Genomic DNA, 23,748 nt, shown 5'->3' on the forward strand with positions numbered 1-23,748 from the left:
TTTAGCTGCAAGGATGAAATTATACACCTTAGATGGAAGAAAACAAACTTTTAATAATTTTTCCTGAAATGCTCTCATATATTTAACCGATATGATTTTAGACAGGTCTGCGGGCTTATAGAAGAATATAAAGGAGTGTCCATCTGCATGAATAGAGAAGGCTATGAGGATAAGGCATTATACGAACACCGCTTCTGGCTACAGATATTGGGAGACCATGCCCGATTTATCCGAGATACCCTTTCCCCTATTGAAAAAGAAGAAATTGAAAAAGCTGAACACTTCATTTCTGTCATGGATCAGCTTCTTGATATGTCGAGACAGTCTCTTTCCGGTGACAAGCTCCATGATTTAACCCATATGGCAGCGAAGCAGACGGAGAAATTAAGAACCTTTAAACTGTCTCTGATTAAAAAGAAACTTACTGGAAAAGTGGTCATCGGACTTGGAGAAACGTTCATCAACCATATGGTTAATGAACTCGAAGAATATATTAAAGTCCTTGATTCCCTTATTAAGCATCAGGAAGTGCCAGAGTTTCACCCTGTACATCATCACCTCCTCTGGCTTGCAGATGCTGCCGGCCACGCTGGAGCAATAAACGATAATCTGGATTTAAGTGAAAAGCAGCTAAAGAAGAAAGGTTCTGCCTTCCAGAAAGACTTCGAGGCATTCTACCTCAAAGCCATTGAACTGGCAGGTTATTTGCGAACTGGTTTGTTGGAGTTCCCTGCCTTATCTAAATTCAATGAAGATGTTGAGCTTGAAATGAAGATCTTCAGGAGTTTTCTTGCAGAACTCGAAGAATGGGAAATGAACCACAAGGTACTCGGGTCTTTTTCCGCTCTGATGGCCGATCATATGGCCAGGGAAGAATGCTATTACCTCATTAAACTTTATCAATCCGCCGGAACCTCGCTTCCAGACTGTGACCCTGCTGCACCGCGTGTAAAAGCATAAAATCCTTTACCGCTTTAAACCGTTAAGAGGGACTGTCCCTCTCAGCGCTTTAAAGTAATAAAGCATCAGCTCAATCAGACTTGGGCTGTTTTTTATTTTCGGCATTTTATTATTCTGACACCTAGAATATCATTATATTTTTGCAAGTAGTCTTCATGACTGTCGAGCATTTCATGTATTTCTTCTGATATGTCTTCTGAGAGGTCGAACTCAATCACCGGTTCGGCCATAAGCAATGGAAAATCCGGCTTCTCGATCTCAATTTCACGGAAACCAGCTACTCGAACAGCTTCCTTCCATTCATTCTCACTGAGTATATCGTAAACACTGTAAAAGTTGGTTAATTCTTCTATCACCCTGGCTTCAGGTATTTTTTCCACTGCCATCTCAACCGCCAGGAAGAGACCGCCAGGCTTTAACACCCTCTTCACTTCAGTAAGGACAGCTTTTCTGTCTGCAAAAGATAAAACCGACTCACAAGTGATCAAATCGAACTTTTCATGCTTGAATGGCATGCTGTCAGCTGAAGCCTCTACAAGCTCTACTTCTGCTCCTTCCGATTGAAACCTCTTGCGTGCCTTCTGAACCATGATAGGGTGATTTTCCAATGCTGTCACCCTGCTGCCAAACATTTCCTTAATAAAGACGGCTGTCTGTCCTGTCCCACAGCCAATATCCAATATCTCCATATCCTCCCGAATCTCTTCCCTGAATAACAGTTCCTTCGTCAGCAGAATGCCGCCAGGATGGGCGCCGCCTATTCCATACAAAGCTAAAAAATCCAAGTAGTTCCCCATTTCCATAACCCCTTCGCATAAAGAATCCAAAATCTCTTGCAAAAGCCCCGTTTTTTTCACTTGGCCATGATATCTTCACCTATTTATACAATGAAAACTTCGATAAATAGGTGAAAGAACAGTCAACCTGTCCATTCATTTAATAACATGTCTATATATCAACTTATTTAATGAAGGGAGAGTTCTTCGATGTCTTATTATCATGTATGCTGCCGGTACCAGGGCAAAGTGGTCCGGATCAACGACCGATTCGGCAGGACACACATTGGTGAAATCACAAGAGTCAGCCGAAGCAAGGTATTTATACGGCCGGTCAGACCAAACCCCGGCTACGGATATTTCGGCGGATGGGGTTATGGATATTACGGCTTTGGTTATGGAATAGCACTTGGAGCAATCACCGGATTGGCACTGGCTGCCTTCTTCTGGTAAGCGTTCTTGAAAGGAGCATGCTCGATGCCTTGTTATATCGGGAAAGTCCATATTCAGGAAATCAGCGGAGGTGAAGTGAAATTCGGCAATACGCTGAATAACTCCCCGATTTCCAGTACAAAAAGCACCACAGGTTCCGGATCAGGCAGCACAGGTCCTTTTCAAATCATCTTAAACGGAATTTCTCTTACCCAAAATATATAGTTTGCCATACACGGGAAATGATAAAAAAGGCTGCTCAGTCCAGGTGACTGAGCAACCTTTATGAGTAGAACCATCCAAACATTAACCGTTTAGACTTCTAAGGTAAAAAAGTTCACAGGGAGTCTTTCACTTGATCTAACCTGGAAGTGATACTTAAGAAAAACACTTCTGTTTACCAGCTATGTATATATACCAGGTAAATCAACATGATCCCTCCATCAGCCAATACATGACTCAATACAGGTGCCACGAGCGATTCTGTCCTGTATTTGAATATGCCCCATATAATACCTGCAAGAAATACAGGCAAAACAGCGATTACATTGAACGGCCAATTAAAGAGTTCAATCAAAGAAAGCAAATGATAAAGGCTGTAGAAAGAGGAAGCAATCACAATGGATTTTCCGGCCGATAACTTTTCTTTAAGTTCTTCAAATATGAAATTCCTCCAGTAGTTCTCCTCAAGATACGGATTAAGGAAAAGAAGAACCGCTACCAATAGCCATACTCTATCTCCATCAAAATTCCATTCTTTTAATAATAAACGTATTAGTTCCAGATCAATCAAATAAGAGAAAAGATAAGACACAGTAGCAAAGATAATAAACAAGAAAATAAACCCGCTTACAGTCCCCAGAAGCAGTGAACTTGAAGTAAGATGCACCTTCCACTGAAATTGAGTTTTTCTGCTTGCTGAAAAATTTAGCGGTATAACTATCAGCCACCCATAAAATAAACAAAAGGTTAAAGGGACACTGTCCAAGAGTGTCAACCCGATAAAAATCATAATAGTCGGACCCAGGAGCAAGACAGCTTTCCTCATATTCCACCTCAACATTGTCAAAAAAATTTATCTGCTGCTCCACCTGTGATGGGTTAAGCAGCAATCTACCATTTATTGTATCATTATGAAATATCTTTTTGGAGTTTGCTTTTCACTAGGGTCGGATTGCTTTTGATTAGACTCTTAAAATCTATGTATTGCCTATATAAAAAGGGTAGAACGCCCTAATGATTCTACCCTTTTTGTTACAAGACTGTTATTCTGTATGTTTTGGTTTATCCGGATCTTTTTGGGGATCAATTTCTTTATTATTCTCTTCCTTGCGTTCTTGTTCTAAAGAAAGGCTGTTTTTTTCTTCTTTTTCTTTACTCATTTGATTCCCTCCTCTCATTTTCTTTCATATTAATAATGCCCTTTAACTCCCTGTATAAAACAAAAAAATCTTGAGCAGCAAGATTGCGGCTCAAGATTTCCGTAGTTTAATAGACTCCTACATTACTCCATGCACTTCCTACTGCAGATGCAGTGGAAGAACCATATAGATCATTGGCTGATTGAACAAGTGCCTGTCTTGCATCAGAGAAATTACTATAAGGTGTTAAGTAAACAGTCAAGGCGCGGTAATAGATATTTTCCGCTTTCGTTTTACCGATACTGTTTATCGTGTGGTATGCTGCTTTATTTGGGATCCCGCTATTGATATGAACACCGCCCCAGTCACCTTCTTGTGTGACAGGAAGGTTTTGATAATCATTCATGTGTGCGGGCTGATTATACTTTGCCGGATTGGATAAGCTGCGCAGAGCATCGCCGCTCACACCTGGCGTGTAAACATCTTCACCCATCAACCAATCGTCAGAATCAACGAAATAGCCAAATACATCAGAAAATGACTCATTAAGTGCTCCTGGCTGTGATTCATATACTAGATCCGCAGAGGTATCCGTCACAGCATGAGTCAGTTCATGAGCGACAATATCGTCCGCTCCGGAAAGATAAGTAAATGTTGAACCATCTCCATCACCATAAATCATCTGGTTCCCCACCCATGCAGCATTGTTGTAATTACTGCCATAATGAACTGTTGAAGTGATATCCGATCCCTGGTTATCGTAACTGACTCGTCCGAACTTGTTGTAATAGTAATCAAACACTTCCCCAGCATAATAATGGGCATCCACTGCCGCTTTCTGTCTTTCGCTGTAGAATGTATTTCCGCTGTCCGTCACATAGTATCCCGGCAGGCTGCTTTGGCCACCATTATAATTGTCAAATGTCTGGATGACGCCATTCATCGGTTTAGTGGTGTCGAATAAATAGTAAGTACTATTATAATAATATGTGTTCAAGGACTTGTAGTCACCTTTTACCCCATACCCTGAGCCTGTCGCTTCATGGACTTCGTTGACAGCTTTTAAAACCTCACCGTTTTCTGCATTGATATACAATTGCCAGTTGGCAGGATAAGGCGATGCGAACTGCAGTTGGACATGATAGGCGAGGGTATACTCCTCAGCTTCGTTGTAAACCACGAGATCCGACTTTTCCGTCAAGGCGCTCTTTTCGCCTTTGATAGTCTCAATCACTGTATCAGCTTCTTGACGATCCGTCTCCACATGCTCCCATGCAAGATCAAGAGCCTGTTTTTTATTCAGCTTTTTCGTTTGTTTAATTTTATCAGGGGCCTCTGCATGAAATTCCCCATTTACTGCGACAATATTTCCGCTTTTGTCCACATGCACCATGACTTTTGATTTATTGATCGGAATGTTCTGTATGACTGGCTGGTATGTAAAATGAGTCATTCCGACCTCATCTTTCTTGGTTTCCAGCAATTTCAGCTTCTTATCTGGATTAATTTTAAACGTTCCTTTGTTAGCTTTTAAGAATCCTCTTGCATCCTTATCCGTCTTGACTTTCTTCTGGCTTAGTTCACCGGTTACAAAAGATGGAGCCCCTTTCTCAACAGTATCCTTCCAGTTCATCTCGACTCCCGGCTTCATTTTCCATAGTGGATCTGACGCTTGAGCAGAAGCTGCACCTGCAGAAGTTAATAGAGCTGCCGTAATGGCCGCAGATGTCATTACCTTTTTAAACTTTCGATTATTTTTCATCTGTTTCTCCCTCCTTGCTCAGTATTCTAGCAAAGAAGAATGAGAGGAGAAACCAATAATCAGAATATTCATTTTAGACAGAAACCTTCAAAATGGTGGTTATTCTCACTAAAAATCAAACAAATAGAAAACTTTCCTGTCATTCTATTAATCTTTGATCATTAATTGCTGCCAGCTGCGGAGATTTTCACAACAAAAAACAACTATTCCCTTGGTCAACGAGAAACATATTCATTACCTTTTATCCAGAATCTATAAAGGTAATCTTTCGCTTCTCCTGAATTTCCTATACCAATTCTTGTACCGCACTCTATTTGCTCCGGTTTCTTTCCTTCTGCAATATATAAGGGGCCAGAATGAAATAACCCTCCATAATCTCCCATCGTTATCCCCATTGCCTTTGTCAGTTTACCTGGACCGTTTGTCAGCTCCCTGCCCAGTTTTGGCCTTCTCTTCACCATCAATTCTTTTCCAATATGTGGCTCTACTGCCCTAATGAGAATCGCTTCCGGCTTTTCTTCTGGTCCACTTACAACATTGACCAGGCAGTGTGTATGCATGACATAGGTATATACTCTACCGGCTTCAGAAAACATGATCTCAGTTCTCTTCGTTCTCCTGTTATTATAACTATGGGCGGCTCTGTCTTCAGGACCCATATACGCTTCTGTTTCAACGATATAGCCTGCTGCAGTTCCCTCCTCGGTTTCTTTAACAAGCAAACAGCCAAGGAGATTTTTTGCCAGCTGCAAAGTAGGTTTCTGATAAAAAGAAGGCGTTAAAACATTATATGAGAAACTTTTATCCACATTATTCCTCTCCTTTCTTTTGTACGGGTGTTTGTGAATGAAGCTATAAATTTGGTGGGAAAATAAATAAGAATCTACAATAGGGAAGAATTACGGACCATACTTTTGCAAGTTTTCCTTCCTATCCTTCCCTGAGAAAAAATATCACATGCGATGTCTTATTAATCGGGGAGCAAGCACAATCAATGCTTTGAGTGGAAGGCATGACCTTTCCCTTATTTAGGTAACAGCAAGACCCTACATTTACATGCGTACCACCGCAGACAACAGAATAATCGTATGGGGGATGAAAACAACCGCAGTTGCAGCAGGTAGAGACAGAAAGCTTTTTAACAAGAAGGAAAAACTTGTGCCCTAATTCTACCTTTCCGGTTTTTATGGCGGTACACATGACAGCTTCTTTTAATAGAAAAATGTGAGAAAAAACATACACATTACTATCTGTTGGTTATGGCGACGAGGGATCGGTCTAATATTCTCCGAGCTAAAATGATCGTTACCTGACCGTAAAAGTCAGTCATCCTCACGCAGATATCATATTAGGAGAGACAATTTTTTAAAGAGGAGGTGCATCCATGACTTTCAATATTGAACAGCTTGCTGAGGAAATGCCGGATTTCACCAGCCACAATGAAGCCAGCGCGTGGTTTGGCAATCGGTTTCAAGGGCAGTTTATTTTTAAAGAGAAGGATGTCATTAATGAGGTCCCCACTTACTTCTATCATATTGTGAAAGATACCAATAACTATAACGAGTACATGAACTTGCTGTCAGATGAAGATCAAAAAATTGACTCAAAGACTTCTTTCTACAGCTATACAACCGTTATCATTTCTGAACATGGAGATGTAGAGATATCCTTGTAAAGGTTAAGGTTTTATTCTGCCATGAAGATGGGAAATCCGTATGTCAGTCATAAAGAAAATATAAAACAAAACGTCCTGTACCATTCACAGGACGTTTTTAATATGAATCTTGGAGAAGGATAATCCAAGGGGAGACTTGATCTATTTATCCATTTTAAATTTATGTATTCCTTCCCCATTAAGGTCCCGTTTGTTAATTTGAAGCAGTGCTCCCTAGATATATTGTATCCATTCTTGTCTCCACTGCGTTGCCTGCATCTTCTTTTATAAAATACGCTGAAGCGTGGGGCCGGGAACTGACGACTTTCGCCAGCTTTCCATTAATAAAATGCAATGCGGCTCCGTCATCTGCTGCAAATCCAGGACTAATCTTTGATTCAGAAATGAACCTGGAATAGGAAGGCCTCCTCTCCAGTTCACCATCATAGTGTGGACAATGGCTTCCTTTTAGAAACCCAAGGCTCTTCAATGGTTCCAATCCATCACCGAAAGAATCCGTCACCCCCTCTTCGAACCAGCATATCGAGCCAGCACTCAATCCTGCCAGCACAATACCCTTCTTCAATGCTTCCTCTAATGTTCTGTCCAATCCCCATGCCTTCCATAGTGCAAGAAGGTTCTTTGTATTGCCGCCGCCAACATAAATGATGTCCTGCTCCAAAAGAAAACCATGTATGTCCCTCGTATGGGGTTTAAATAAAGAAAGGTGGGAAGGGACACAATGTTTGTTATTAAAAAAGTTATAAAATCTTTCAATATAACCCTCGGAATCTCCACTTGCGGTTGGAAGAAAACAAATCTTGGGGTTCGATACAGAAGCTTGACTCAATATATAAGTGTCGATAAGATCATTTTCCGGTTCCATCGAGAACCCGCCGCCTCCCAGTGCGATGATTTGCTGCATGACTTTCCTCCTTTGTACATATTTTCCTGGCCAGGTATTGCGCTTGGCCGCATTAATTCAAAAACTTGGGGTTGGTTTCAATATGTCTCAGTAAATCCAACTCCGGGTGCTTTTTATCCAAACTGTAAATATATTGAATAAAATGTTCACTTCCAAAGGAGTACGCTACTTCAGGAAACAATTCACTGATCAGAAGCAACTCCTTTCGGCTGGCAATTTCTAGAAATTGGATGGTCTTTTCTTCATCCTGCAATAGCAGGTCCAGCAGCCTGTTCAAGGTATTTTCCATTCGTGCATCATCATCATCCATAAGAGCTAATTTACCGAGTATATTCCTTACATTTTCGTTAAACATTCTATTTCCTCCAATAAGCAGACTTCTTTGATGAAAATTGCAGCTGTTTTGTAAAGGCTCTCTTCTTAAACTTTGTTGCTATTTAATATGAATTTCAAAAAATATAGCCATAATCCATAGGAAATAACTTAGTAAGCAAGAAAGAAAATTGCTACTCTCCCTGTTTAGAAAGAATAAACCTTGTACCCAGGGGATATACGAAAACAGCCTTTGTAAAACCTACATATATTTTACTCTCCGAGGAGTTCCTCACAGAAATGCTTTAAGATTTGGGCTGTCAGTCCCCAGATTACTCTATCTTTGTAAAAGTAAAAATATTCATCCAGCTTTCTTGTCTGCCAGTTATAATTTTCCCCTCCCGCAATTAAATCAAGAGGAAAATCTTCTTCTGGCTCAATTTTAAATCCCACTTTATAAATCTCAGGTTCATTGTTAAGAAAGTATGACAATGGAACAGTAAACACTTCTGAAACTTCGTCAGGATTCGGCAATATTTCTGCTTCATTATCTAAGATCCCAATATAGGGAAAAATGAAGGTGCCGAATGAAGAGACAATATAATCCATTGGATAAATTCCCGTTAGGCTCACTTGATTAATCCCTAACTCTTCACATGTTTCCCTGATTGCCGTTTGTTTTTCTGTGGGGTCTTCTTCGTCAACCTTCCCTCCAGGAAAACAAATATCTCCCGGCTGTCTCCTTAACTTTTCTGACCGGACTTCAAACAGGATGTGAATTTCACCTTTTACTTCTATTAGTGGCAGCAGCACCGAAAACCGATAGTACTGGCTGCTCCCTAATATTGTTGGAGTTCTATTCGTGAATATTTGTTGAATACGATTCAGGTCCATCTTCTCACCTCATATTTACCTTTACCCATTTTGAACTTCCTGACAACTTTTTTGATTCACCGGTTGGATTAGAATGCCGACCCGTACACCGCTGAACGGGACACCTCTACTTTTTTTCAGCGAGCTCCGGTGTCCCACAATGGCTAGCTTACTTTTGCATTCACATTGGTGTGTTTTTGACATTATTGTACAGTTCAAATTTTTCTTTTGTAATTTTTTGCTTCATCTTACTAGCGTGACCATCCCTATCCTTAAACTTTTTTTTCTTCTTCCTGGCCGGGTTATCCGAGAGCAGACTGATTTCCTGTATGGAGGAAGAGATGAAGTTGTAGGCAAGGACTGTAAGTGACAGTGAAACTAATGGTACGAAGACCAGCCAAGGCGAAAGCATCAGTTCAAAATACGCTTTTCCGATATTTCCCGCCCACTCATTGGATAGTGAAAAGCTCCTTACTTCGCCGACCATAATCTCTTCTTCAAATGATCCTCCAAGAAAGAGAGAAAAGAAACTTAGATGCGCAAATAATATAAGAACCTTCACATTCTGCTGTACAAACAGCAATACAAGCCTTGGAAGCAAATTCTTGAATATATGATTTTTATACAAGTGCCAGCCTCTTGCCCCTAATGTCCTGGCACCATAAACAAACTCTTCTTTAAGAGCCTTTTTCAGTTCTTTGGAAAGCAGTACGATTAATGGAGGGATACCGATAAGAGCAATCAGGAATAACTGTATAAAGAGATATTTTAAAAAATGTTCTTCAGCTTCCAGTATAATATCCAAAGGCCTTAACAGCATGATTGCGACAACTGCCAACGGAATGTAAATCATCGATTCAACAAGGCCCTCAATCCAGGAGATTGCTCGTTTGATGAATGTAATCAGGAAAACAGACACCACCAGGGCAGCGAGTACTTGTATAACACTTACCAATGCGCCTGCAAGAATCGTATATTTTGCCCCCTGTATCACATACGACCACAAAGGGGTTCCGAGCCTGTTGGTTCCAAAAGGAGGTACTTCAGCTGGTGAAAAAGGCGGCCCCAGCATCTCTCCGTTCTTTTCAAAGAAATCGATGTTTTCTACATGGCCGGCGAAAAATGGTTCATATAAAAAGCTTGCTGCCAGAAGAAGAATGAGGAATGAACAACTGATAACGAACTTCGGTTTTCTCAGCAAACTTCTAAACATACAGCTCTTCCTCCTTTCCCTGTCCTGTCTTTTTCAACAGGTAAAACTCGGATAATGAGAAGACCATATAAAAAGGAAGAAAGACTGACATTGTTATCAACACGAATGAGTAGCCGCTTGACCATATTAGCAGGTCCATCAGCCCCTTCATATTAAATAGCCGTTCAATAATAAACAAATTGGATAACATGAAAGCAAATATAACCTTTGACCGATAGAACAGACTATATAGAGCATTCCGGAGACTATGTACGAACAGTATATATATTCTGTTCAACCCTTTCCCCCTGGCAAGATCGACATATTGCTTACCTTCCTCTTCCCTCAACAGCAATATCGCTGTTTTCACCAGGAAAACGGAAGGGACAATTGTCAAACAGAGAACAGGCAGCAGGTAAATCTCTTCATTAAGCATTGCAATTTCAGCGACTAATGTTCCGGTCCTTCTGAGTATGATAATGACTAACAACTGCAAGCCGACAATAATAAAAACATCAGGCAGTGCTTCCAGGATATCCACAATAACCGAGAAACCCTTTTTCATTTTGGCAGGCAGCAATGAATGAATGATTGTAAATACCAATGTAATGAGGAGCGCAGCTGCCAGCGCCAGCAAAAATACCTTCATTGTGTAGCTGTATCTTCCCTCCATCATTTCAAAAAAGGTATATGACCTCCCGAAGGTCGCATTTATCTGCCAAAGCTCAGGTTGTAAAAACACCAAAAATTCTTTCTTCAAGCTTGCAAGATATGATAAAGGATAGAATCCGATTCCTTCCCCGCTGGGAGCAAGTACTTCGATAATATACCTGAACCCTAGACCTCCATAGAAAAGCGAAGGGAGGCAACCGATTAAAAACATTCCTGCAAACACCATTACTACATCCCTTATATACCTCATCCCCGACCCCCAATAAATATTCTGTCTTTTATCTCTTTTAGTAATTCTTTTTATGGATACTATCTCCTGCTTTTTTCCCTTATTTTCTCTTAACAGGCAGTATTTAAGTAATATCCACTCAATGGGAATTTCAGCATGCCCTGCTCTCTCATTTCAAGCAAAGAGCCGCATATCCCTCCCACTTCATTCAATCCATTATTAGAAAAGGCATTCGCAAGGATTATACCTGTAAACATAAGCGAAAAAGGAGGATTTGATACACCGATATAGAAGTTTTAATGCGATTGGGAAATGGGTATGTTAAAGGTTTAATTGTGCCTCAACTGCTGCATTAAACAAGAAGAAAGGATGATAAAATGATAAAACAATTTGAACTCAGCACCTCCAAAAGAGATGAAATGGTTGATATTACTTCATTGATACAGGAATGGATCAAGGAGAATGGAATCCTGGAAGGGACACTGATTGTCCAGTCGATGCATACAACGGCGGGAATTACTGTAAATGAAAATGCTGATCCCGATGTGAAAACTGATTTTCTCATGAGATTGGATGAAACATTCCCTTGGAATCATATGAAAGACATGCACAGGGAAGGAAATACTGCAGCTCATTTAAAGACAAGTACTGTAGGACATGCCCAAACCCTTATCATCTCGGAAGGGAAGATCCTGCTGGGAACCTGGCAAGGGATCTATTTCTGTGAGTTTGATGGCCCGCGTTCCAGAAGGTTTACCTGCAAACTGACTGAATAAGGCAATATTGTTCTGGTATAATCACCTTTTCTTCTCCGTATCCTATTTAACGATAGATTATGTTTTTACAGCTATCGATTGGATAAAAGGAAGTGAAAGTTTATGGACTACAGTTTACTATGGAAGGCTGGGATCATTGTCATTGGAGGCACTCTGCTCCTTCGGGTTGCAGGGAGAAAGTCTATATCCCAGATGACTCTTGCCCAAGTCGTGATCATGATTGGGCTGGGATCACTTTTAGTCCAGCCCATTGTCGGAAAAAGTGTGTGGACAACACTTCTAGTAGGACTGATCTTAGTGTTGACACTCGTTTTTATGGAATTTACTCAAATTAAAAATGACTCCCTGGAAAAATTTATTACAGGCCAGTCAAAAGTTGTTATCCATAATGGAACTTTACAAAAAAACGCCTTAAAGAAGATGCGCTTGACTGTTGATCAATTGGAAATGAAGCTGAGGCAGTCTCAAGTAAGTGATATAGCTGATGTACAGTATGCAACATTGGAGCCGAACGGGCAGCTTGGCTTTATTTTAAAGCCTGATAAACAGCCAGCTTCAAAAGGAGATATCAGCCAGCTTAGACAGGAAATAGAGCTTCTTACTCAAATAATCAATAATCGTTTAAACGCTGTACCCCCGCCTCCATTTAAAGGGAGGCCCACACAACAACCGGCAGCCTATACTGCCTCTACTTCTTCTCCTCAGGGAACCCTGTTTGATGAAGTGAATAATCAAGGACATATGACTGATCCCCCAGATGATTTGCAATAATAAAAACGAGGCTGGGACAAAACCTTAAAAAAAGGCTCTTTTCGCAAAGAATGTGTCTGAGTAACAAGAATGGATTTCCGCTCCAGGTGCACGACTCCGCGGGGCGGGCGGTGAGCCTCCTCGGCTTTGCCTGCGGGGTCTCACCTGTCCCGCTAGTCCCGCAGGAGGTCGCGCACCTTCCGCTCCAATCCGCCTACGTTCAGGAAGCAACGGTAAATAACCTTAAAAGGAACATCTTTAAAATAAGAGCCTAATAACTTGAATAAACCGCATGAAGACAAGAGTATATCCCCTTGTTCTCATGCGGTTTTATTTTCGATTATTTCTACTTAAATCAATTAGTTTTCAACTTATGTCCAGCCTCATTTTTATTAAACTTTACATAATAATGTTACTGTACACTTTCTAAGTACTCATTCTTCAGTAAAGAAAACACCACTGTATCATGATACCTTTCTCCATCGAAATCAGTTTGGCGTAGGATGCCTTCTTCCTTAAACCCATGGGAGAGCAACAGTTTTCGCGAGCCAATGTTTTCAGCAAAAATATCCCCCACTACCCTGTTTAAGCCTAAATCAAGAAAACAATAGGAAAGGACTCTGGGCAATATCTCTTTCATAACTCCTTTGTGCTGGTGATCTTTTCGAATCACTACTCCCATTTCAGCTTTCTTATGCCAGTAATTCAACTTATGGAGCCTCAACATACCAATAACTTCCTCTGTGGCTTTATCAACAATGGCCCAGGGAATTTCCTTTTCTGCACGATATTGCTCCTGGTGCCGTGCTATCTTCTCTGCCACATCGGAAATATTCTGAGGGGGATGGGGCGTTAAGTACTTCATTGTTTCTTTGTCTCCTAAGAATTTATACATCTGTGGCGCATATTCAGTTTCCATGTAAGATAAATAATAATGATCTGTAGTAATGATGGGTGCTTTTTTGGTATGTAAATTTTTCATCGTTCTCCCCTTATTTCTTGCCCATCTTAATGAGCTTATTGTTGTTATACGTGATGATCACTTGATCACCTATCCTATAATCCAAATACTTGTCACAGGCTACATCAAAGATTTTTTTATTGCTGAATTCCACAATACACTTTTTTTCCTTTTGGTTATCATTTTTGATTTCCTTATTTGTTTTTACTCCTGAAGCAACTGATGAGTCGCTGGGTGAATAATATTTCTCCACCAATGTTACTTTATCAGTTTGGGATCCATCGTCGTCTGTTTTCTCATATAAGAGCATGAAAGTCAATATTCCAATCAGTATGATAATAATCGCAATTTTTAAAATCACTTTGTTCATCCTATTCTCCCCTGTTTTGAAGTATTCAGCAACTTATGAATATTTTAGAAACAGGGTAAATATTACAGGAAGATGTTTCGAAAAAAAGAACTCTTTACTATACTTCGACCGCTTTTGGATAATTCCTTTTAAATATTCACGACAGAATCCGGAATGATTTAACATTAATGAAATCCTTGTTCTGCTTCATACTAATAAAGAAAATTTCCTAGGAAGGAATGATGAAATGACACTGACAAAACAACAACTGTCTGCCTTCCGCTCGACTTTAGAAGAACTGGAAAATAGTATCAATAAAAGACAGGAAGATAATGATAAATTTGATTTGAATCAAGGGCATTTTCATGAATCAATGGGCGAACTTTCAAGCTATGACAACCATCCAGGCGATGAAGGAACAGCTCTTTATGAGCGCGAAAAGGATATTGCGCTTCACCAGCATCTCGACTATGAATTGGAGAATATCCAAAAGGCTTTGACCGCAATGGAAAACGAAAATTATGGAAAATGCTTAAAGTGCGGTATAGAAATACCTGTCGAAAGACTGGAAGCAATTCCTACTACTCTTTATTGCAAAGAACATAGTCCGGACCAAACGGTTTCCCATAATCGGCCGATAGAAGAAGGGGTTTTGATGCCTCCATTCGGTAAGTTTTTCCTGGATGACAAAGATGAAAATACAGCCTTTGATGCAGAAGATTCCTGGCAGGCAGTTGCTGAATGGGGAACATCTGAAACTCCTTCAGCACTGATGAATCCGCCAGAGGATTATAATGATGTCTACCTTAATTATGATGAGAATGTCGGCTATACAGAGGATTTTGAGAATTTCGTCGGAAATGACATCGAAGGCAGGAATATTACGGTATACCCAAATGAACAGCATGAAAGATATGAACAAGCATTGGATGAAGAAGGCACAATGACAACATTCGGCGACTTGCCTGCATATGAACATGATCCCTATGTAGAAGACTAAAGAAAGAGGTGATATTTTTTGAATAAGAACCAAACTCAATCGACACAACTTGCCGGCAGAACCTATGAGTCAAATGATTACAAGCGAAAAGATGAATTATCACAAGGTCTTGCAATCACACATGAACAAGCAAGTGACAGTTTGACCGAGGGTACAATTGATGGAAAAATTGAAAATGCAAACGGAAAAGATATTGACCTGCAGCGCTAAATAAACAAGGGTGATAAGGGCACTTTCCTTTTCACCTTTCCAACTGATAAGGAGTGAACCCTCATGGTAAACACAGAACCAGGCAAGGTAGCAAAGCTTTCAAATGAACACAAAGCAACCTATCCCGGCAACAAGCACATCAAACAAAACGCCGGCAGTATATATGGTCCTCAGCGAACAGAAAATCAATTGCCAATCGTTTTGGAACAAGAATAAGCCTTAACCAATAACGCGATGAGGGTCTATCCCCCATCGCGTTATTTGGTTATTCGTTTATTCTGTCCTATAGCGGGTATTAATCCAGTAAGTATTAAGTATTATTATTAATTACTTTGAAAGGAGAATCAGCATGGTACGCAGAAATGAAAAAAGACTTCCGTACAAAGGGATTAATTCTGAAAAAAACAATGGATTATCATCTACTCAAGAAGTTCTTTATGCCAAAGAATTTAAGGAGGCAACCAAAGCCGGTTACCCGGAAGAAGTAAGACAAGACAATGGACAGAATCAATAAATCACGAAACCGGAGGAAACTTCCTCCGGTTTTTTGTATCCATGTGCCGTTCCGATTATTAGCAGGCAAGTAGGGTAATGTATTCTATACACATTATTAGGAAGGAGGATCTATATGGAATTAACACTGGTGCATATTTTGCAATTATTTTTACTTGCCGCAGCTACTTTGTTTGTCAGCGGTCTCATAACTTTTGTTCTGCCTGGAATTTCTTTAGCTGTTCTGCTAATTTTGAGTTCCATGGCCGGGTATATATTTACGGCTTCCAACCAACTCGGAGAATTGATTATACCTATTTCCATCTTAAATGCAGCTCTTGCTTTAACTGCCTCCTGGCTAGTCAGGTATGGACAGTTTATCAAAAAGATGGCTGAAAAATATCAAAATGCCACTGTCTAGAACAAACAAAAAGGGTGCCCCTTACTAAATACAGGGTCACCCTTTAGTCATTGGCTTTTTCACAAGTTTCTCCCAAATGCCTTGTCAGCTTTCAACTGAACAATCCTTTCTCCAATCAAACAGCTTCTTTAATAATACATACCGCGGTTATTATCCAGAATTTCAGCACCTAAATAACCTGCCCCTAATCCAAGCAAACCTGCTCCTAAAGGGGATAGGCCTCCTCCTGCACCATATCCGCCGCCATAAGGTGTGCCATATCCAGGAACACCGTAGCCATATCCGCTGTACCCAGGCGAACCATACCCGCCATATCCAGGGTTTTGATAAGGGCCATACTGTCCCCCATATCCCGGACTGCCATAGCCATAACCTGTATTATATCCAGGCCCATACCCGGGATATCCACTTCCATATCCACCAGAAGGAAAACCGCCAAACAATAAATTCTGTCTTTGATTTAAAAAACGCTCTCTATGATTAAACAAGACATACACTCCTTAGAAATTATCATACTTACTCTTCGCGATATGTATATGCTCCAGGTACTTGTCTCGACATTTTCAAGTGTTTCAAAATGTTTATCCTCTCGTGTTTTAGTGAAATTGTTTATAAAGAACAAAAACAGCCTTCTATACTTTTGTGAGAGTTATTAAAAGGAGGAGTTTAAATGAAAAGAATGAAAAGAGCAGCTCTATTAGTTCCCTTGAGTGCAGGCATGCTTTTATCCGGTTGCATGGAGGAAGGAAGGATGAGCCCTGAGGAAGAGGATGTGGATGTTGTTGACCCAGGACTTGGAAACGAAGAAAGCAATGAAGGCACCTCAGAATAAGGTGTTGAATCAAGACTGCCGGCTCCCTGCAGCCGGCTTTTTATATTTTATAAAAAAATCAGCAAAAAACTCTTTCTTCCATCCCTTATTCAGTGTTATATTTGGAAAGTATTTTTTTCAAATTAAATGTTAAGGGAGTTTTTCCTATGATAGATATTTTGCTGATATTTGCACTTCAGTTGATATATGTTCCGATTCTTACACTAAGAACCATATTTCTTGTCAAAAATATGAGTGTAGCCGCTTCTGCTTTTGGATTTATGGAAGCCTTAATATATGTTTTTGGATTAGCGCTTGTATTTTCCGGTGATCAAAGCATTGCCAGCATGCTGGTTTACGCACTCGGTTTCGGCGTTGGCTTATATATTGGCAGCAAAGTTGAAAATAAACTGGCTATCGGCTATACGAGTATTGTAGTCAATTTAATGGAAATGAATGAAAAGCTAATTGAAATTCTAAGGAATGAAGGGTTTGGCGTTACCGTCTTTGAAGGAATGGGCCGGGACAGCAAACGATATCAACTTGAGATCCTGACAAAACGCAACCGCGAGGAAGAATTACTGGAAATCGTTGAAGAACACGAGCCACGTGCTTTTGTAATTTCCTATGAGCCTCGCCGCTTTAAAGGTGGATTCCTTGTCAAAGCAATGAAGAAAAGAATGAAAAAGAACCAGCGTGAGGCTTCAACAGCACCGAATAACTAATCTACATCTATAAAAACAGGCACTCTGTTCCCAACAGGGTGCCTGTTTTTTGTTTATCATGCTCATTTAAAGGTAAAACAAATCACATAGAAAAAGAAAGGAGAATCTGAATGTTTTTCTATGACTTACAGACTATCCAAAGAACGATAATCATTGGATTTTGTGCTTATATCTCGTTAATTATTTTGTTAAGAGTATCCGGAAAAAGGACACTCTCGAAATTGAATGCTTTTGATTTGGTTGTGACCGTGGCAATGGGGTCCACCCTTTCATCGATACTGATTAATAAGAATGTTACATGGGCACAGGGGATCACCGCATTTATCATGCTGATCGGACTTCAGTTTGCCATCGCCAAGCTGGCAGTCAACATGTCACCCTTTAACAAGCTGATAAAATCCAAGCCGCAGGTGTTATATGTGAATGGTGACTTCAGAACACGACCCATGAAGAAAGAAAGGGTACTAAAAAAAGAAATCCGCCAAGCTGCACGTTCACAAGGCCTCAGTTCAATGGCACAAGTGGATACAGTCGTACTGGAATCGGACGGATCTCTCTCCATCATAAAAAAATCAGAGCAATCAGAAAAAGATACGTTAATCGATGTAGACGGGTATCCCGGGTAAGGTTTACGACTTTAACCCACAGAGGGACTGTCCCCCACTGTTGCTTTACCACGCTAAAAGGGACTGTCCCTTTTAGCGCTTTAAACGGTTAAAGCTTTCCGATATATTTGAGTTCCTGAGGCGACTGGCTGTCTGCGCCTCCATCGATGATTTTTTGTACTCCTGCCAGTGTCGTTTCTGTTGGAACATATTCGCCCATTTGGTTAGTGAATGGTTCAGCAACATAAAAAGGCTGAGTCAAAAATGCTTCCAGCTTTTGTCCTCTGTTATACAGCTCCAGCTCTGATTCCGGGATCCTATCTTCCCCGATATTGTTAACAAGGACTCTTATTTCCCTGTATCGACGCAATAGTTTGCGGGCTCTCCGCTGTATGGACAAGTGATTATTATCGAGCAGCGCATCTTCAAGCAGCGTAGATGTTGCTTTTACAGGCTGTACAGCCGGATACATTTGCCTTGTCGCCAGGTCCAGGTCAAATGGAATCAAAGTATCCAGCGGCCCGTATGGATCATCTTCATCGACAGCCTCCCCGCTCGGATCATATAAAAATGTGGTGATTTCCGGAAACCCTGATTGCTCAAATTCCTCATTCATAGTGAACATGTCACCTGATTTCACTATGGCACGGTCAGCAATGATAACGGCTTCTTCCTTATTCTCCAAAGAATTCAACAGTTCAAATACGTCTTTTGCACCTTTACAGACAAAGTCACACGCTTCTTTTGCTTCTTCCACATCCGGGACATTTGATTCTGCTTCTATAAATATCATTTTGAACCCTTTTTCCTGGAACCTGACAATCAGTTCATTCAACAGAACCAATTGGCCCATTTGAGCACGAGCGATGAATCCGATTTTTCCGCCTTTGACAATCGGGCTGAATAAATCGACGACCTTTATTCCGCTTTCGATCATCTCCAGCCTGCTTCCACGAATCAGTAATTCATCAATCGTGCAGTTTGCTAATGATGCTAACGCCACAATGGTTTTAACCTCCGCTCTCCCTACCGGAATCTTTCCTGTGCACAGGTTAGAAACTGTGGCTGGCCGTAGTCCAACAGCTTTAGCAGCTGATGTAAGATTAGGCACCCTGCGGCGAAGCAGGGCAACATTTAACTTTATATTACTATTCATAATGCTATCACCCTCCGTTACTTTATATAGTGATTTATTTTACTTTAAATAACAAGTTGCTTTATCATAATTTTATAACTCAAGGTTTTTAAGTACTTTCTATTTGCGATTTTTTTTGCAATGTGGATAATGGGGAGGGTAATATAGAATCTTTAATCAGGAAGGATGGCAGATATGGCTTGGATATATCTGATTATCGGCGGTTTATTGGAAGTTGGCTGGGCGATAGGGTTATCTTTTTCAGAAGGTTTCACTAAGCTGGTACCAAGTGTTATTACCGCTGTTCTTCTGTTCATCAGTTTTTATTTCTTTGCAAAATCAATGAAAATGATTCCGATTGGAACAGCGTATGCAGCATTTACAGGAATTGGCGCCGGGGGAACTTCCCTCATTGGAATGGCCTTTTTGGGTGAGGAAGTCAACGGGGCAAAGATTTTTTTCATTTCACTTCTTATTTTTGCCGTACTTGGCCTGAAATTCACAACTGAGGACAATGAGCCAGATCCTGTCCAGAGCAAGGGGGAAAAATAATGGCATGGATTTTCTTAATTGCTGCCGGCTTGTTTGAAGTACTCCTCGTAACATTTATGAAGTTATCAGATGGATATAAAAAACTGATTCCAACAATTTTAGCTTTCATATCAGGAGGCATAAGCTTTTATTTACTTTCACTTGCACTGATTTCCATTCCTATCAGCACAGGTTATTCGGTATGGACAGGAATTGGTTCAGCAGGAGCAGTCATAGCAGGGATGCTCTTTTTCCGAGAAAAGAAAGACCTTAAAAGAATATTCTTTATATTATGCATCATTGCCAGCGTAATCGGTTTAAAAGCATTTTCCTGAAAGGAGCAAGTCATATTGCTCCTTTTTTTATTTCATTTCAATTTGTTACTTCAAATAGCCGTACCTGGTTCACCCCACTCTTCTCCCATAATTTCCCGAAATGATTCCTCTCTCAAATACAGAATACATTGAAGCATTTTGTAAATATTAACGATGTGCAGCGTAAGAAAGGTGGCACTTAAAATTGAATTTAATCAGGAGGCTTACAATGGGCATACTCAGTGGAAATCCTAAAGATGAACCTTTACATTATGGTGAGGTATTTGGTACATGGTCGTATTTGATGACAACAAAAGGAATGATTGCCGGATATCAGACAATGAAAAATCATGCAGGGGATGAAGATTTAAATAAATTCATTGAAGATGCCATACAAAATGGGCTTCAAGAAGTGAAACAATTAGAGGAATTACTGAAGGAAAACGGTGTAGGCCTTCCTCCTTCCCCGCCTGAACGCCCGAATGCGTGCGTTGAGGACATTCCTGTTGGTGCAAGGTTTCAAGATCCCGAAATCTCTGCTTCGATTTCAAAAGATATCGCCAGTGGATTAGTGGCATGCAGCCAGGCAATCGGGCAATCCATCAGAGAGGACATCGCCATGATGTTCGGGCAGTTTCATGTCCAGAAGGCAACACTTGGCGGAAAATTACTGCGTCTGAACAAAGAAAAAGGTTGGTTGATTCCCCCACCGCTGCACCAGCATAAACCGGATGATTGTAAGTAAATTCAATCAAAAGAGGAAATTCCATCATTGGAAATTTCCTCTTTTTCCCCTTTTTAATAATAGAAGGAGTGATACCTATGACAAACAATAGCCTTGAGGAAGCTTTAAAACAAGTTGAAATGGCTGAGCGCAATCTGCTGGATGCACAAGGAAACAATGACCCCCAGCATTACCAGCGTGCACAGCAGGATATCAGATATGCCCAGGAGTTATTAAGTAGTATTCACGGCTCAATATCCAGCGCTTCTCCCGATGAACAAAAAAAGTACCATCGGGCCCAGGAAATGATGAGACTTCTTGAAGAAGCTCAAGCTTCCCTGTAGATTCAATCTATTTTTTCAGAGCAGCTGTTTTAACCTACCCGTGAGGCAGCTGCCTTTTCTGATTTGTGATAATGAGGACAACTCCTGAATAAGATGTACAAGTTATCTTATTTAGGGGTGAAAAGATGGGAGTTTTTTTAAGTTACATTTTTCTGGGATTATCTCTGGCCGCTCCAATTGGCCCTATTAATGCGGCTCAGCTCGATAAGGGGATTAAAAGCGGTTTTTGGCATGCGTGGCTGATAGGGGTCGGTTCAGTCGCCGCTGATTTTTTATACATGCTTGTTGTCTATTTTGGTGTCGTCAATTTTCTACATACTCCTTTTATGAAAACCTTTTTATGGTCTTTCGGTTTCTTTGTTCTTGTATATACAGGAGTTGAAAGCCTCCTTGGTGCTGGAAAAATCAATTCTCTATCACGGCAGAAGGATGACTCGTATATCAAAACATTTATGACTGGTTTCCTTATGGCGCTTTCAAGTCCGTTGACAATCCTTTTCTGGCTTGGCATCTACGGTTCCGTCCTTGCAAGGACGGCTCAGACATTTGACCAGACACATATGCTCATCTACAGTGGGGCAATTTTCATCGGCATTACCATTTGGGATATTTGCATGGCCGCACTCTCAAGCTCGTTCAGAAGATTTTTGACGGATAAATTGCTGGTGCTGATTTCCTCCATTTCGGGTCTTTCATTGATCGGGTTTGGGCTTTACTTCGGCTGGGAAGCCATCAAGATGATTTTTTAAAAAATCTTTAACAAATTAAAGCAGCGAGGGACATTCCTAACGAGTTCGGATTTCGAATTCAAAAACTAAATTAGCACACCAATCAGCAGTCCAATTCGCAACTGAATTAGACTGCTGCCTTTTTGTTGATATATATAGGGGTTAATAATATGACCGCTAAATCTGCCCTGAACTTCGCCCCCCCTTTTAACATGGCGTCATAGGTTATTGTCAACATGAAAATTTGTATGCTAATCGTTATACCAATTGGTGTGTTACAAACTGGCAGGGGGTGTTGATTTTTGAAAGGCAGATAAATGAAGCGGACATTTTTTTCCTTAATTCTGAGTAACCTCTGATTATTTAAATAAGGGTAGTTTTTCCCGTTATTCTGCAAAATAGAGGTAAATTTAAGGAAATAACAGGAATTTTTCCCCTTAAGGCAAAGTCAAATGTCCCATTTTTATGCTTTTGGAGCAAATAGCGGGAATCATTCCCTCTATTTACTCTATTTTTCGTGCTGTTTCCTCAATAAGGGGAATTTCTCCTCTTATTTTGGAGGCTTACTATATGAGGATTCTTGGATAACCGGAATTCACTAACCAGTGCTTATCTTGGGATAAAAAATGCTCCGAGCATGTGTCTTCATGCACCAAGCATTTCTCTTCCTATATTCTTGCCAAATTGCTTTTTAATTTTGGTGCGAAATACTATACAAAAAGTGATGTTAATTCATATTTTATATTTCAAAACAGATCCCTTAGGGTATTCCCCTTCTGATTTAATGTGTTTAAACAAAAAGTTTAAATAATTGTTTGACTCTGACGCAGCGTTATAGATTAGGATATAAGCAGGAGGTGATGAGGTGACGTATCAAGTAAAAGAAGTAGCGGAAATGGTCGGTGTAAGCGTGCGCACATTACACCATTATGACCATATCGGACTGCTTCAGCCTGAAAATATAACACCGGCCGGGTACAGGCAGTATACAGATAAAAATCTCGAGCGCCTTCAACAAATCGTATTCTTTAAAGAAGTGGGTTTTGGGCTTAAAGAAATCCAAAACATTTTAGACAGCCCTATGTTCGACAGAAAGAAAGCTCTTATGGACCACAAAGGTGTACTGGAAAAGAAAAAACAACGGCTTCAAAACATGATAGCAACTGTAGAGAAAACTATAGATTCTATTCAAGGAGGCATAAAAATGGAAGGGAAAGATTTATTCGGTGGTTTTAGCATGAAGGAAGTTGAAGAACATCAATCGAAGTATGCGAAGGAAGCCGAAGAAAAGTATGGGGACGTATATAGGACATCTCAAAAGAAAACAGCTGACTACTCAGAAGCAGACTGGCAAAACATCATGGCAGAAGCAGACAGCATTTATAAAAGGCTGGCAGCCCTAAGGGGGTTGCCATCAACTGATAAAGAAGTTCAATCAGCAATCGAAGACTGGCGTAAACATATCTCTGCCCATTATTATGAATGCACTATTGAGATTTTTCGAGGTCTCGGTGACATGTATATCGCGGATGAGCGCTTTACCAAGAATATCGATAAATATGGTGAAGGATTGGCGGCCTTCATGAATGAAGCCATTCAAGCATACTGCAAACGCCAGTCTTAATTTCGATGGGCTTAACAGTGGTACAGGATATATTCCAAAGATGCCGGTTCAGCCTGAAAATCCCTGAATTGTGATGAACAAATCAATTGGAAAGACAGAT

General features: G+C 40.5%; 34 protein-coding genes and 1 pseudogene. 21 read left to right on the top strand and 14 right to left on the bottom strand.

All coding sequences use genetic code 11. From position 1 onward, the window contains the following. The first annotated feature begins 147 nt into the window (after positions 1 to 147). Complete coding sequence (locus M1E09_RS12915; RefSeq protein WP_456271276.1) at positions 148 to 960, top strand: DUF2935 domain-containing protein; 813 nt, start codon at positions 148 to 150, stop codon at positions 958 to 960. Positions 961 to 1,052: 92 nt separating this feature from the next. Here the strand turns inward: M1E09_RS12915 and M1E09_RS12920 are convergent, their stop codons facing one another. Next, positions 1,053 to 1,757, bottom strand: a complete 705-nt coding sequence (locus M1E09_RS12920) for a class I SAM-dependent methyltransferase (RefSeq protein ID WP_456271277.1) — start codon at positions 1,755 to 1,757, stop codon at positions 1,053 to 1,055. A 189-nt stretch (positions 1,758 to 1,946) separates the two neighbouring features. Between M1E09_RS12920 and M1E09_RS12925 the strand changes: the two genes are divergently transcribed. Together M1E09_RS12925 and M1E09_RS12930 are read left to right on the top strand one after the other, a co-directional pair. Continuing rightward, a complete protein-coding gene (locus M1E09_RS12925) occupies positions 1,947 to 2,189 on the top strand; it encodes a hypothetical protein (protein WP_456271278.1) in 243 nt (80 codons plus the stop codon). A gap of 24 nt (positions 2,190 to 2,213) precedes the next feature. Continuing rightward, positions 2,214 to 2,393 carry a spore germination protein gene (locus tag M1E09_RS12930; RefSeq protein WP_456271279.1) on the top strand — a complete coding sequence of 60 codons (180 nt, stop codon included), beginning with the start codon at positions 2,214 to 2,216 and terminating at the stop codon, positions 2,391 to 2,393. A 172-nt stretch (positions 2,394 to 2,565) separates the two neighbouring features. Here M1E09_RS12930 and M1E09_RS12935 read toward each other — a convergent pair whose 3' ends face one another. The 4 genes from M1E09_RS12935 to M1E09_RS12950 all read right to left on the bottom strand — a co-directional run bounded on the left by M1E09_RS12935 (position 2,566) and on the right by M1E09_RS12950 (position 6,100). After that, the gene (locus M1E09_RS12935; RefSeq protein WP_456271280.1) at positions 2,566 to 3,216 is read right to left on the bottom strand and encodes a CPBP family intramembrane glutamic endopeptidase; all 651 of its coding nucleotides are present in this window, start codon (positions 3,214 to 3,216) and stop codon (positions 2,566 to 2,568) included. A gap of 217 nt (positions 3,217 to 3,433) precedes the next feature. Beyond that, complete coding sequence (locus tag M1E09_RS12940) at positions 3,434 to 3,550, bottom strand: 3-methyladenine DNA glycosylase (RefSeq protein ID WP_456271281.1); 117 nt, start codon at positions 3,548 to 3,550, stop codon at positions 3,434 to 3,436. A 106-nt stretch (positions 3,551 to 3,656) separates the two neighbouring features. Continuing rightward, positions 3,657 to 5,291, bottom strand: a complete 1,635-nt coding sequence (locus M1E09_RS12945; protein ID WP_456271282.1) for a M4 family metallopeptidase — start codon at positions 5,289 to 5,291, stop codon at positions 3,657 to 3,659. 215 nt (positions 5,292 to 5,506) lie between these two features. Further along, the gene (locus M1E09_RS12950) at positions 5,507 to 6,100 is read right to left on the bottom strand and encodes a DNA-3-methyladenine glycosylase (RefSeq protein WP_456271283.1); all 594 of its coding nucleotides are present in this window, start codon (positions 6,098 to 6,100) and stop codon (positions 5,507 to 5,509) included. Between the two features lie 226 nt (positions 6,101 to 6,326). Between M1E09_RS12950 and M1E09_RS12955 the strand changes: the two are divergent. Continuing rightward, positions 6,327 to 6,455 (top strand): annotated as a pseudogene (locus M1E09_RS12955) (NAD(P)/FAD-dependent oxidoreductase); the annotation flags it as partial. A 220-nt stretch (positions 6,456 to 6,675) separates the two neighbouring features. Then, positions 6,676 to 6,966 (top strand): hypothetical protein, encoded by a 291-nt coding sequence (locus tag M1E09_RS12960; RefSeq protein ID WP_456271284.1) that lies wholly within the window; start codon positions 6,676 to 6,678, stop codon positions 6,964 to 6,966. Positions 6,967 to 7,159: 193 nt separating this feature from the next. On the opposite strand, the gene M1E09_RS12965 is transcribed toward M1E09_RS12960, so the two are convergent. The 5 genes from M1E09_RS12965 to M1E09_RS12985 form a co-directional block, all read right to left on the bottom strand. After that, positions 7,160 to 7,870: a Type 1 glutamine amidotransferase-like domain-containing protein gene (locus tag M1E09_RS12965; protein ID WP_456271285.1), complete on the bottom strand. Its 711-nt coding sequence runs from the start codon at positions 7,868 to 7,870 to the stop codon at positions 7,160 to 7,162. 52 nt (positions 7,871 to 7,922) lie between these two features. After that, positions 7,923 to 8,225 (bottom strand): hypothetical protein, encoded by a 303-nt coding sequence (locus tag M1E09_RS12970; RefSeq protein ID WP_456271286.1) that lies wholly within the window; start codon positions 8,223 to 8,225, stop codon positions 7,923 to 7,925. Positions 8,226 to 8,455: 230 nt separating this feature from the next. After that, positions 8,456 to 9,076, bottom strand: coding sequence for an NUDIX hydrolase (locus M1E09_RS12975; RefSeq protein WP_456271287.1), 621 nt, complete (start codon positions 9,074 to 9,076; stop codon positions 8,456 to 8,458). Positions 9,077 to 9,236: 160 nt separating this feature from the next. After that, positions 9,237 to 10,268 carry an ABC transporter permease subunit gene (locus M1E09_RS12980; protein WP_456271288.1) on the bottom strand — a complete coding sequence of 344 codons (1,032 nt, stop codon included), beginning with the start codon at positions 10,266 to 10,268 and terminating at the stop codon, positions 9,237 to 9,239. Further along, entirely contained in the window at positions 10,261 to 11,169 is a 909-nt protein-coding gene (locus tag M1E09_RS12985; protein ID WP_456271289.1) for an ABC transporter permease subunit, read from the bottom strand. The genes M1E09_RS12980 and M1E09_RS12985 overlap by 8 nt, the downstream gene beginning before the upstream one ends. Before the next feature lie 356 nt (positions 11,170 to 11,525). Between M1E09_RS12985 and M1E09_RS12990 the strand changes: the two genes are divergently transcribed. Together M1E09_RS12990 and M1E09_RS12995 are read left to right on the top strand one after the other, a co-directional pair. After that, complete coding sequence (locus M1E09_RS12990) at positions 11,526 to 11,924, top strand: secondary thiamine-phosphate synthase enzyme YjbQ (RefSeq protein ID WP_456271290.1); 399 nt, start codon at positions 11,526 to 11,528, stop codon at positions 11,922 to 11,924. Positions 11,925 to 12,026: 102 nt separating this feature from the next. Beyond that, on the top strand, positions 12,027 to 12,695 hold the full coding sequence (locus tag M1E09_RS12995; RefSeq protein WP_456271291.1) for a DUF421 domain-containing protein: 669 nt from the start codon (positions 12,027 to 12,029) through the stop codon (positions 12,693 to 12,695). Between the two features lie 391 nt (positions 12,696 to 13,086). Here the strand turns inward: M1E09_RS12995 and M1E09_RS13000 are convergent, their stop codons facing one another. Both M1E09_RS13000 and M1E09_RS13005 read right to left on the bottom strand, forming a co-directional pair. Continuing rightward, positions 13,087 to 13,656: a GNAT family N-acetyltransferase gene (locus tag M1E09_RS13000; RefSeq protein ID WP_456271292.1), complete on the bottom strand. Its 570-nt coding sequence runs from the start codon at positions 13,654 to 13,656 to the stop codon at positions 13,087 to 13,089. Between the two features lie 10 nt (positions 13,657 to 13,666). After that, complete coding sequence (locus M1E09_RS13005; RefSeq protein ID WP_456271293.1) at positions 13,667 to 14,005, bottom strand: hypothetical protein; 339 nt, start codon at positions 14,003 to 14,005, stop codon at positions 13,667 to 13,669. A gap of 226 nt (positions 14,006 to 14,231) precedes the next feature. Here M1E09_RS13005 and M1E09_RS13010 point away from each other — a divergent pair, with 226 nt between their 5' ends. The 5 genes from M1E09_RS13010 (at position 14,232) to M1E09_RS13030 (ending at position 16,107) form a co-directional block, all read left to right on the top strand. Further along, entirely contained in the window at positions 14,232 to 14,984 is a 753-nt protein-coding gene (locus M1E09_RS13010; protein ID WP_456271294.1) for a TraR/DksA C4-type zinc finger protein, read from the top strand. A gap of 18 nt (positions 14,985 to 15,002) precedes the next feature. Then, the gene (locus M1E09_RS13015; RefSeq protein WP_456271295.1) at positions 15,003 to 15,194 is read left to right on the top strand and encodes a YozQ family protein; all 192 of its coding nucleotides are present in this window, start codon (positions 15,003 to 15,005) and stop codon (positions 15,192 to 15,194) included. A gap of 63 nt (positions 15,195 to 15,257) precedes the next feature. After that, positions 15,258 to 15,410, top strand: a complete 153-nt coding sequence (locus M1E09_RS13020) for a hypothetical protein (RefSeq protein ID WP_456271296.1) — start codon at positions 15,258 to 15,260, stop codon at positions 15,408 to 15,410. 133 nt (positions 15,411 to 15,543) lie between these two features. Further along, on the top strand, positions 15,544 to 15,708 hold the full coding sequence (locus M1E09_RS13025) for a YfhE family protein (protein ID WP_456271297.1): 165 nt from the start codon (positions 15,544 to 15,546) through the stop codon (positions 15,706 to 15,708). A 114-nt stretch (positions 15,709 to 15,822) separates the two neighbouring features. After that, entirely contained in the window at positions 15,823 to 16,107 is a 285-nt protein-coding gene (locus M1E09_RS13030; RefSeq protein ID WP_456271298.1) for a hypothetical protein, read from the top strand. A gap of 128 nt (positions 16,108 to 16,235) precedes the next feature. Here the strand turns inward: M1E09_RS13030 and M1E09_RS13035 are convergent, their stop codons facing one another. Then, on the bottom strand, positions 16,236 to 16,595 hold the full coding sequence (locus tag M1E09_RS13035) for a hypothetical protein (protein WP_456271299.1): 360 nt from the start codon (positions 16,593 to 16,595) through the stop codon (positions 16,236 to 16,238). Positions 16,596 to 16,777: 182 nt separating this feature from the next. Between M1E09_RS13035 and M1E09_RS13040 the strand changes: the two genes are divergently transcribed. The 3 genes from M1E09_RS13040 (at position 16,778) to M1E09_RS13050 (ending at position 18,269) form a co-directional block, all read left to right on the top strand. After that, positions 16,778 to 16,939 carry a hypothetical protein gene (locus M1E09_RS13040; protein WP_456271300.1) on the top strand — a complete coding sequence of 54 codons (162 nt, stop codon included), beginning with the start codon at positions 16,778 to 16,780 and terminating at the stop codon, positions 16,937 to 16,939. 146 nt (positions 16,940 to 17,085) lie between these two features. After that, a complete protein-coding gene (locus M1E09_RS13045; protein ID WP_456271301.1) occupies positions 17,086 to 17,643 on the top strand; it encodes a DUF2179 domain-containing protein in 558 nt (185 codons plus the stop codon). A 110-nt stretch (positions 17,644 to 17,753) separates the two neighbouring features. Continuing rightward, entirely contained in the window at positions 17,754 to 18,269 is a 516-nt protein-coding gene (locus M1E09_RS13050; RefSeq protein ID WP_456271302.1) for a DUF421 domain-containing protein, read from the top strand. A gap of 88 nt (positions 18,270 to 18,357) precedes the next feature. Here M1E09_RS13050 and M1E09_RS13055 read toward each other — a convergent pair whose 3' ends face one another. Then, positions 18,358 to 19,404 carry an ATP synthase beta subunit C-terminal domain-containing protein gene (locus tag M1E09_RS13055; RefSeq protein WP_456271303.1) on the bottom strand — a complete coding sequence of 349 codons (1,047 nt, stop codon included), beginning with the start codon at positions 19,402 to 19,404 and terminating at the stop codon, positions 18,358 to 18,360. Between the two features lie 174 nt (positions 19,405 to 19,578). Between M1E09_RS13055 and M1E09_RS13060 the strand changes: the two genes are divergently transcribed. From M1E09_RS13060 to M1E09_RS13085, 6 genes are all read left to right on the top strand, one after another. Beyond that, positions 19,579 to 19,935 (top strand): DMT family transporter, encoded by a 357-nt coding sequence (locus M1E09_RS13060; protein ID WP_456271304.1) that lies wholly within the window; start codon positions 19,579 to 19,581, stop codon positions 19,933 to 19,935. Next, positions 19,935 to 20,249 carry a DMT family transporter gene (locus M1E09_RS13065; protein ID WP_456271305.1) on the top strand — a complete coding sequence of 105 codons (315 nt, stop codon included), beginning with the start codon at positions 19,935 to 19,937 and terminating at the stop codon, positions 20,247 to 20,249. Before M1E09_RS13060 ends, M1E09_RS13065 begins: the two co-directional genes overlap by 1 nt. Positions 20,250 to 20,457: 208 nt before the next feature. After that, positions 20,458 to 20,973 (top strand): DUF3231 family protein, encoded by a 516-nt coding sequence (locus M1E09_RS13070; RefSeq protein ID WP_456271306.1) that lies wholly within the window; start codon positions 20,458 to 20,460, stop codon positions 20,971 to 20,973. A gap of 77 nt (positions 20,974 to 21,050) precedes the next feature. Beyond that, positions 21,051 to 21,296, top strand: a complete 246-nt coding sequence (locus M1E09_RS13075; RefSeq protein ID WP_456271307.1) for a hypothetical protein — start codon at positions 21,051 to 21,053, stop codon at positions 21,294 to 21,296. Between the two features lie 125 nt (positions 21,297 to 21,421). Beyond that, entirely contained in the window at positions 21,422 to 22,045 is a 624-nt protein-coding gene (locus tag M1E09_RS13080) for a LysE family transporter (protein ID WP_456271308.1), read from the top strand. Between the two features lie 844 nt (positions 22,046 to 22,889). Beyond that, positions 22,890 to 23,648, top strand: a complete 759-nt coding sequence (locus tag M1E09_RS13085) for a MerR family transcriptional regulator (RefSeq protein ID WP_456271309.1) — start codon at positions 22,890 to 22,892, stop codon at positions 23,646 to 23,648. The last annotated feature ends 100 nt before the right edge of the window (positions 23,649 to 23,748 follow it).

The organism is Bacillus sp. AK031 (genome assembly GCF_053903065.1).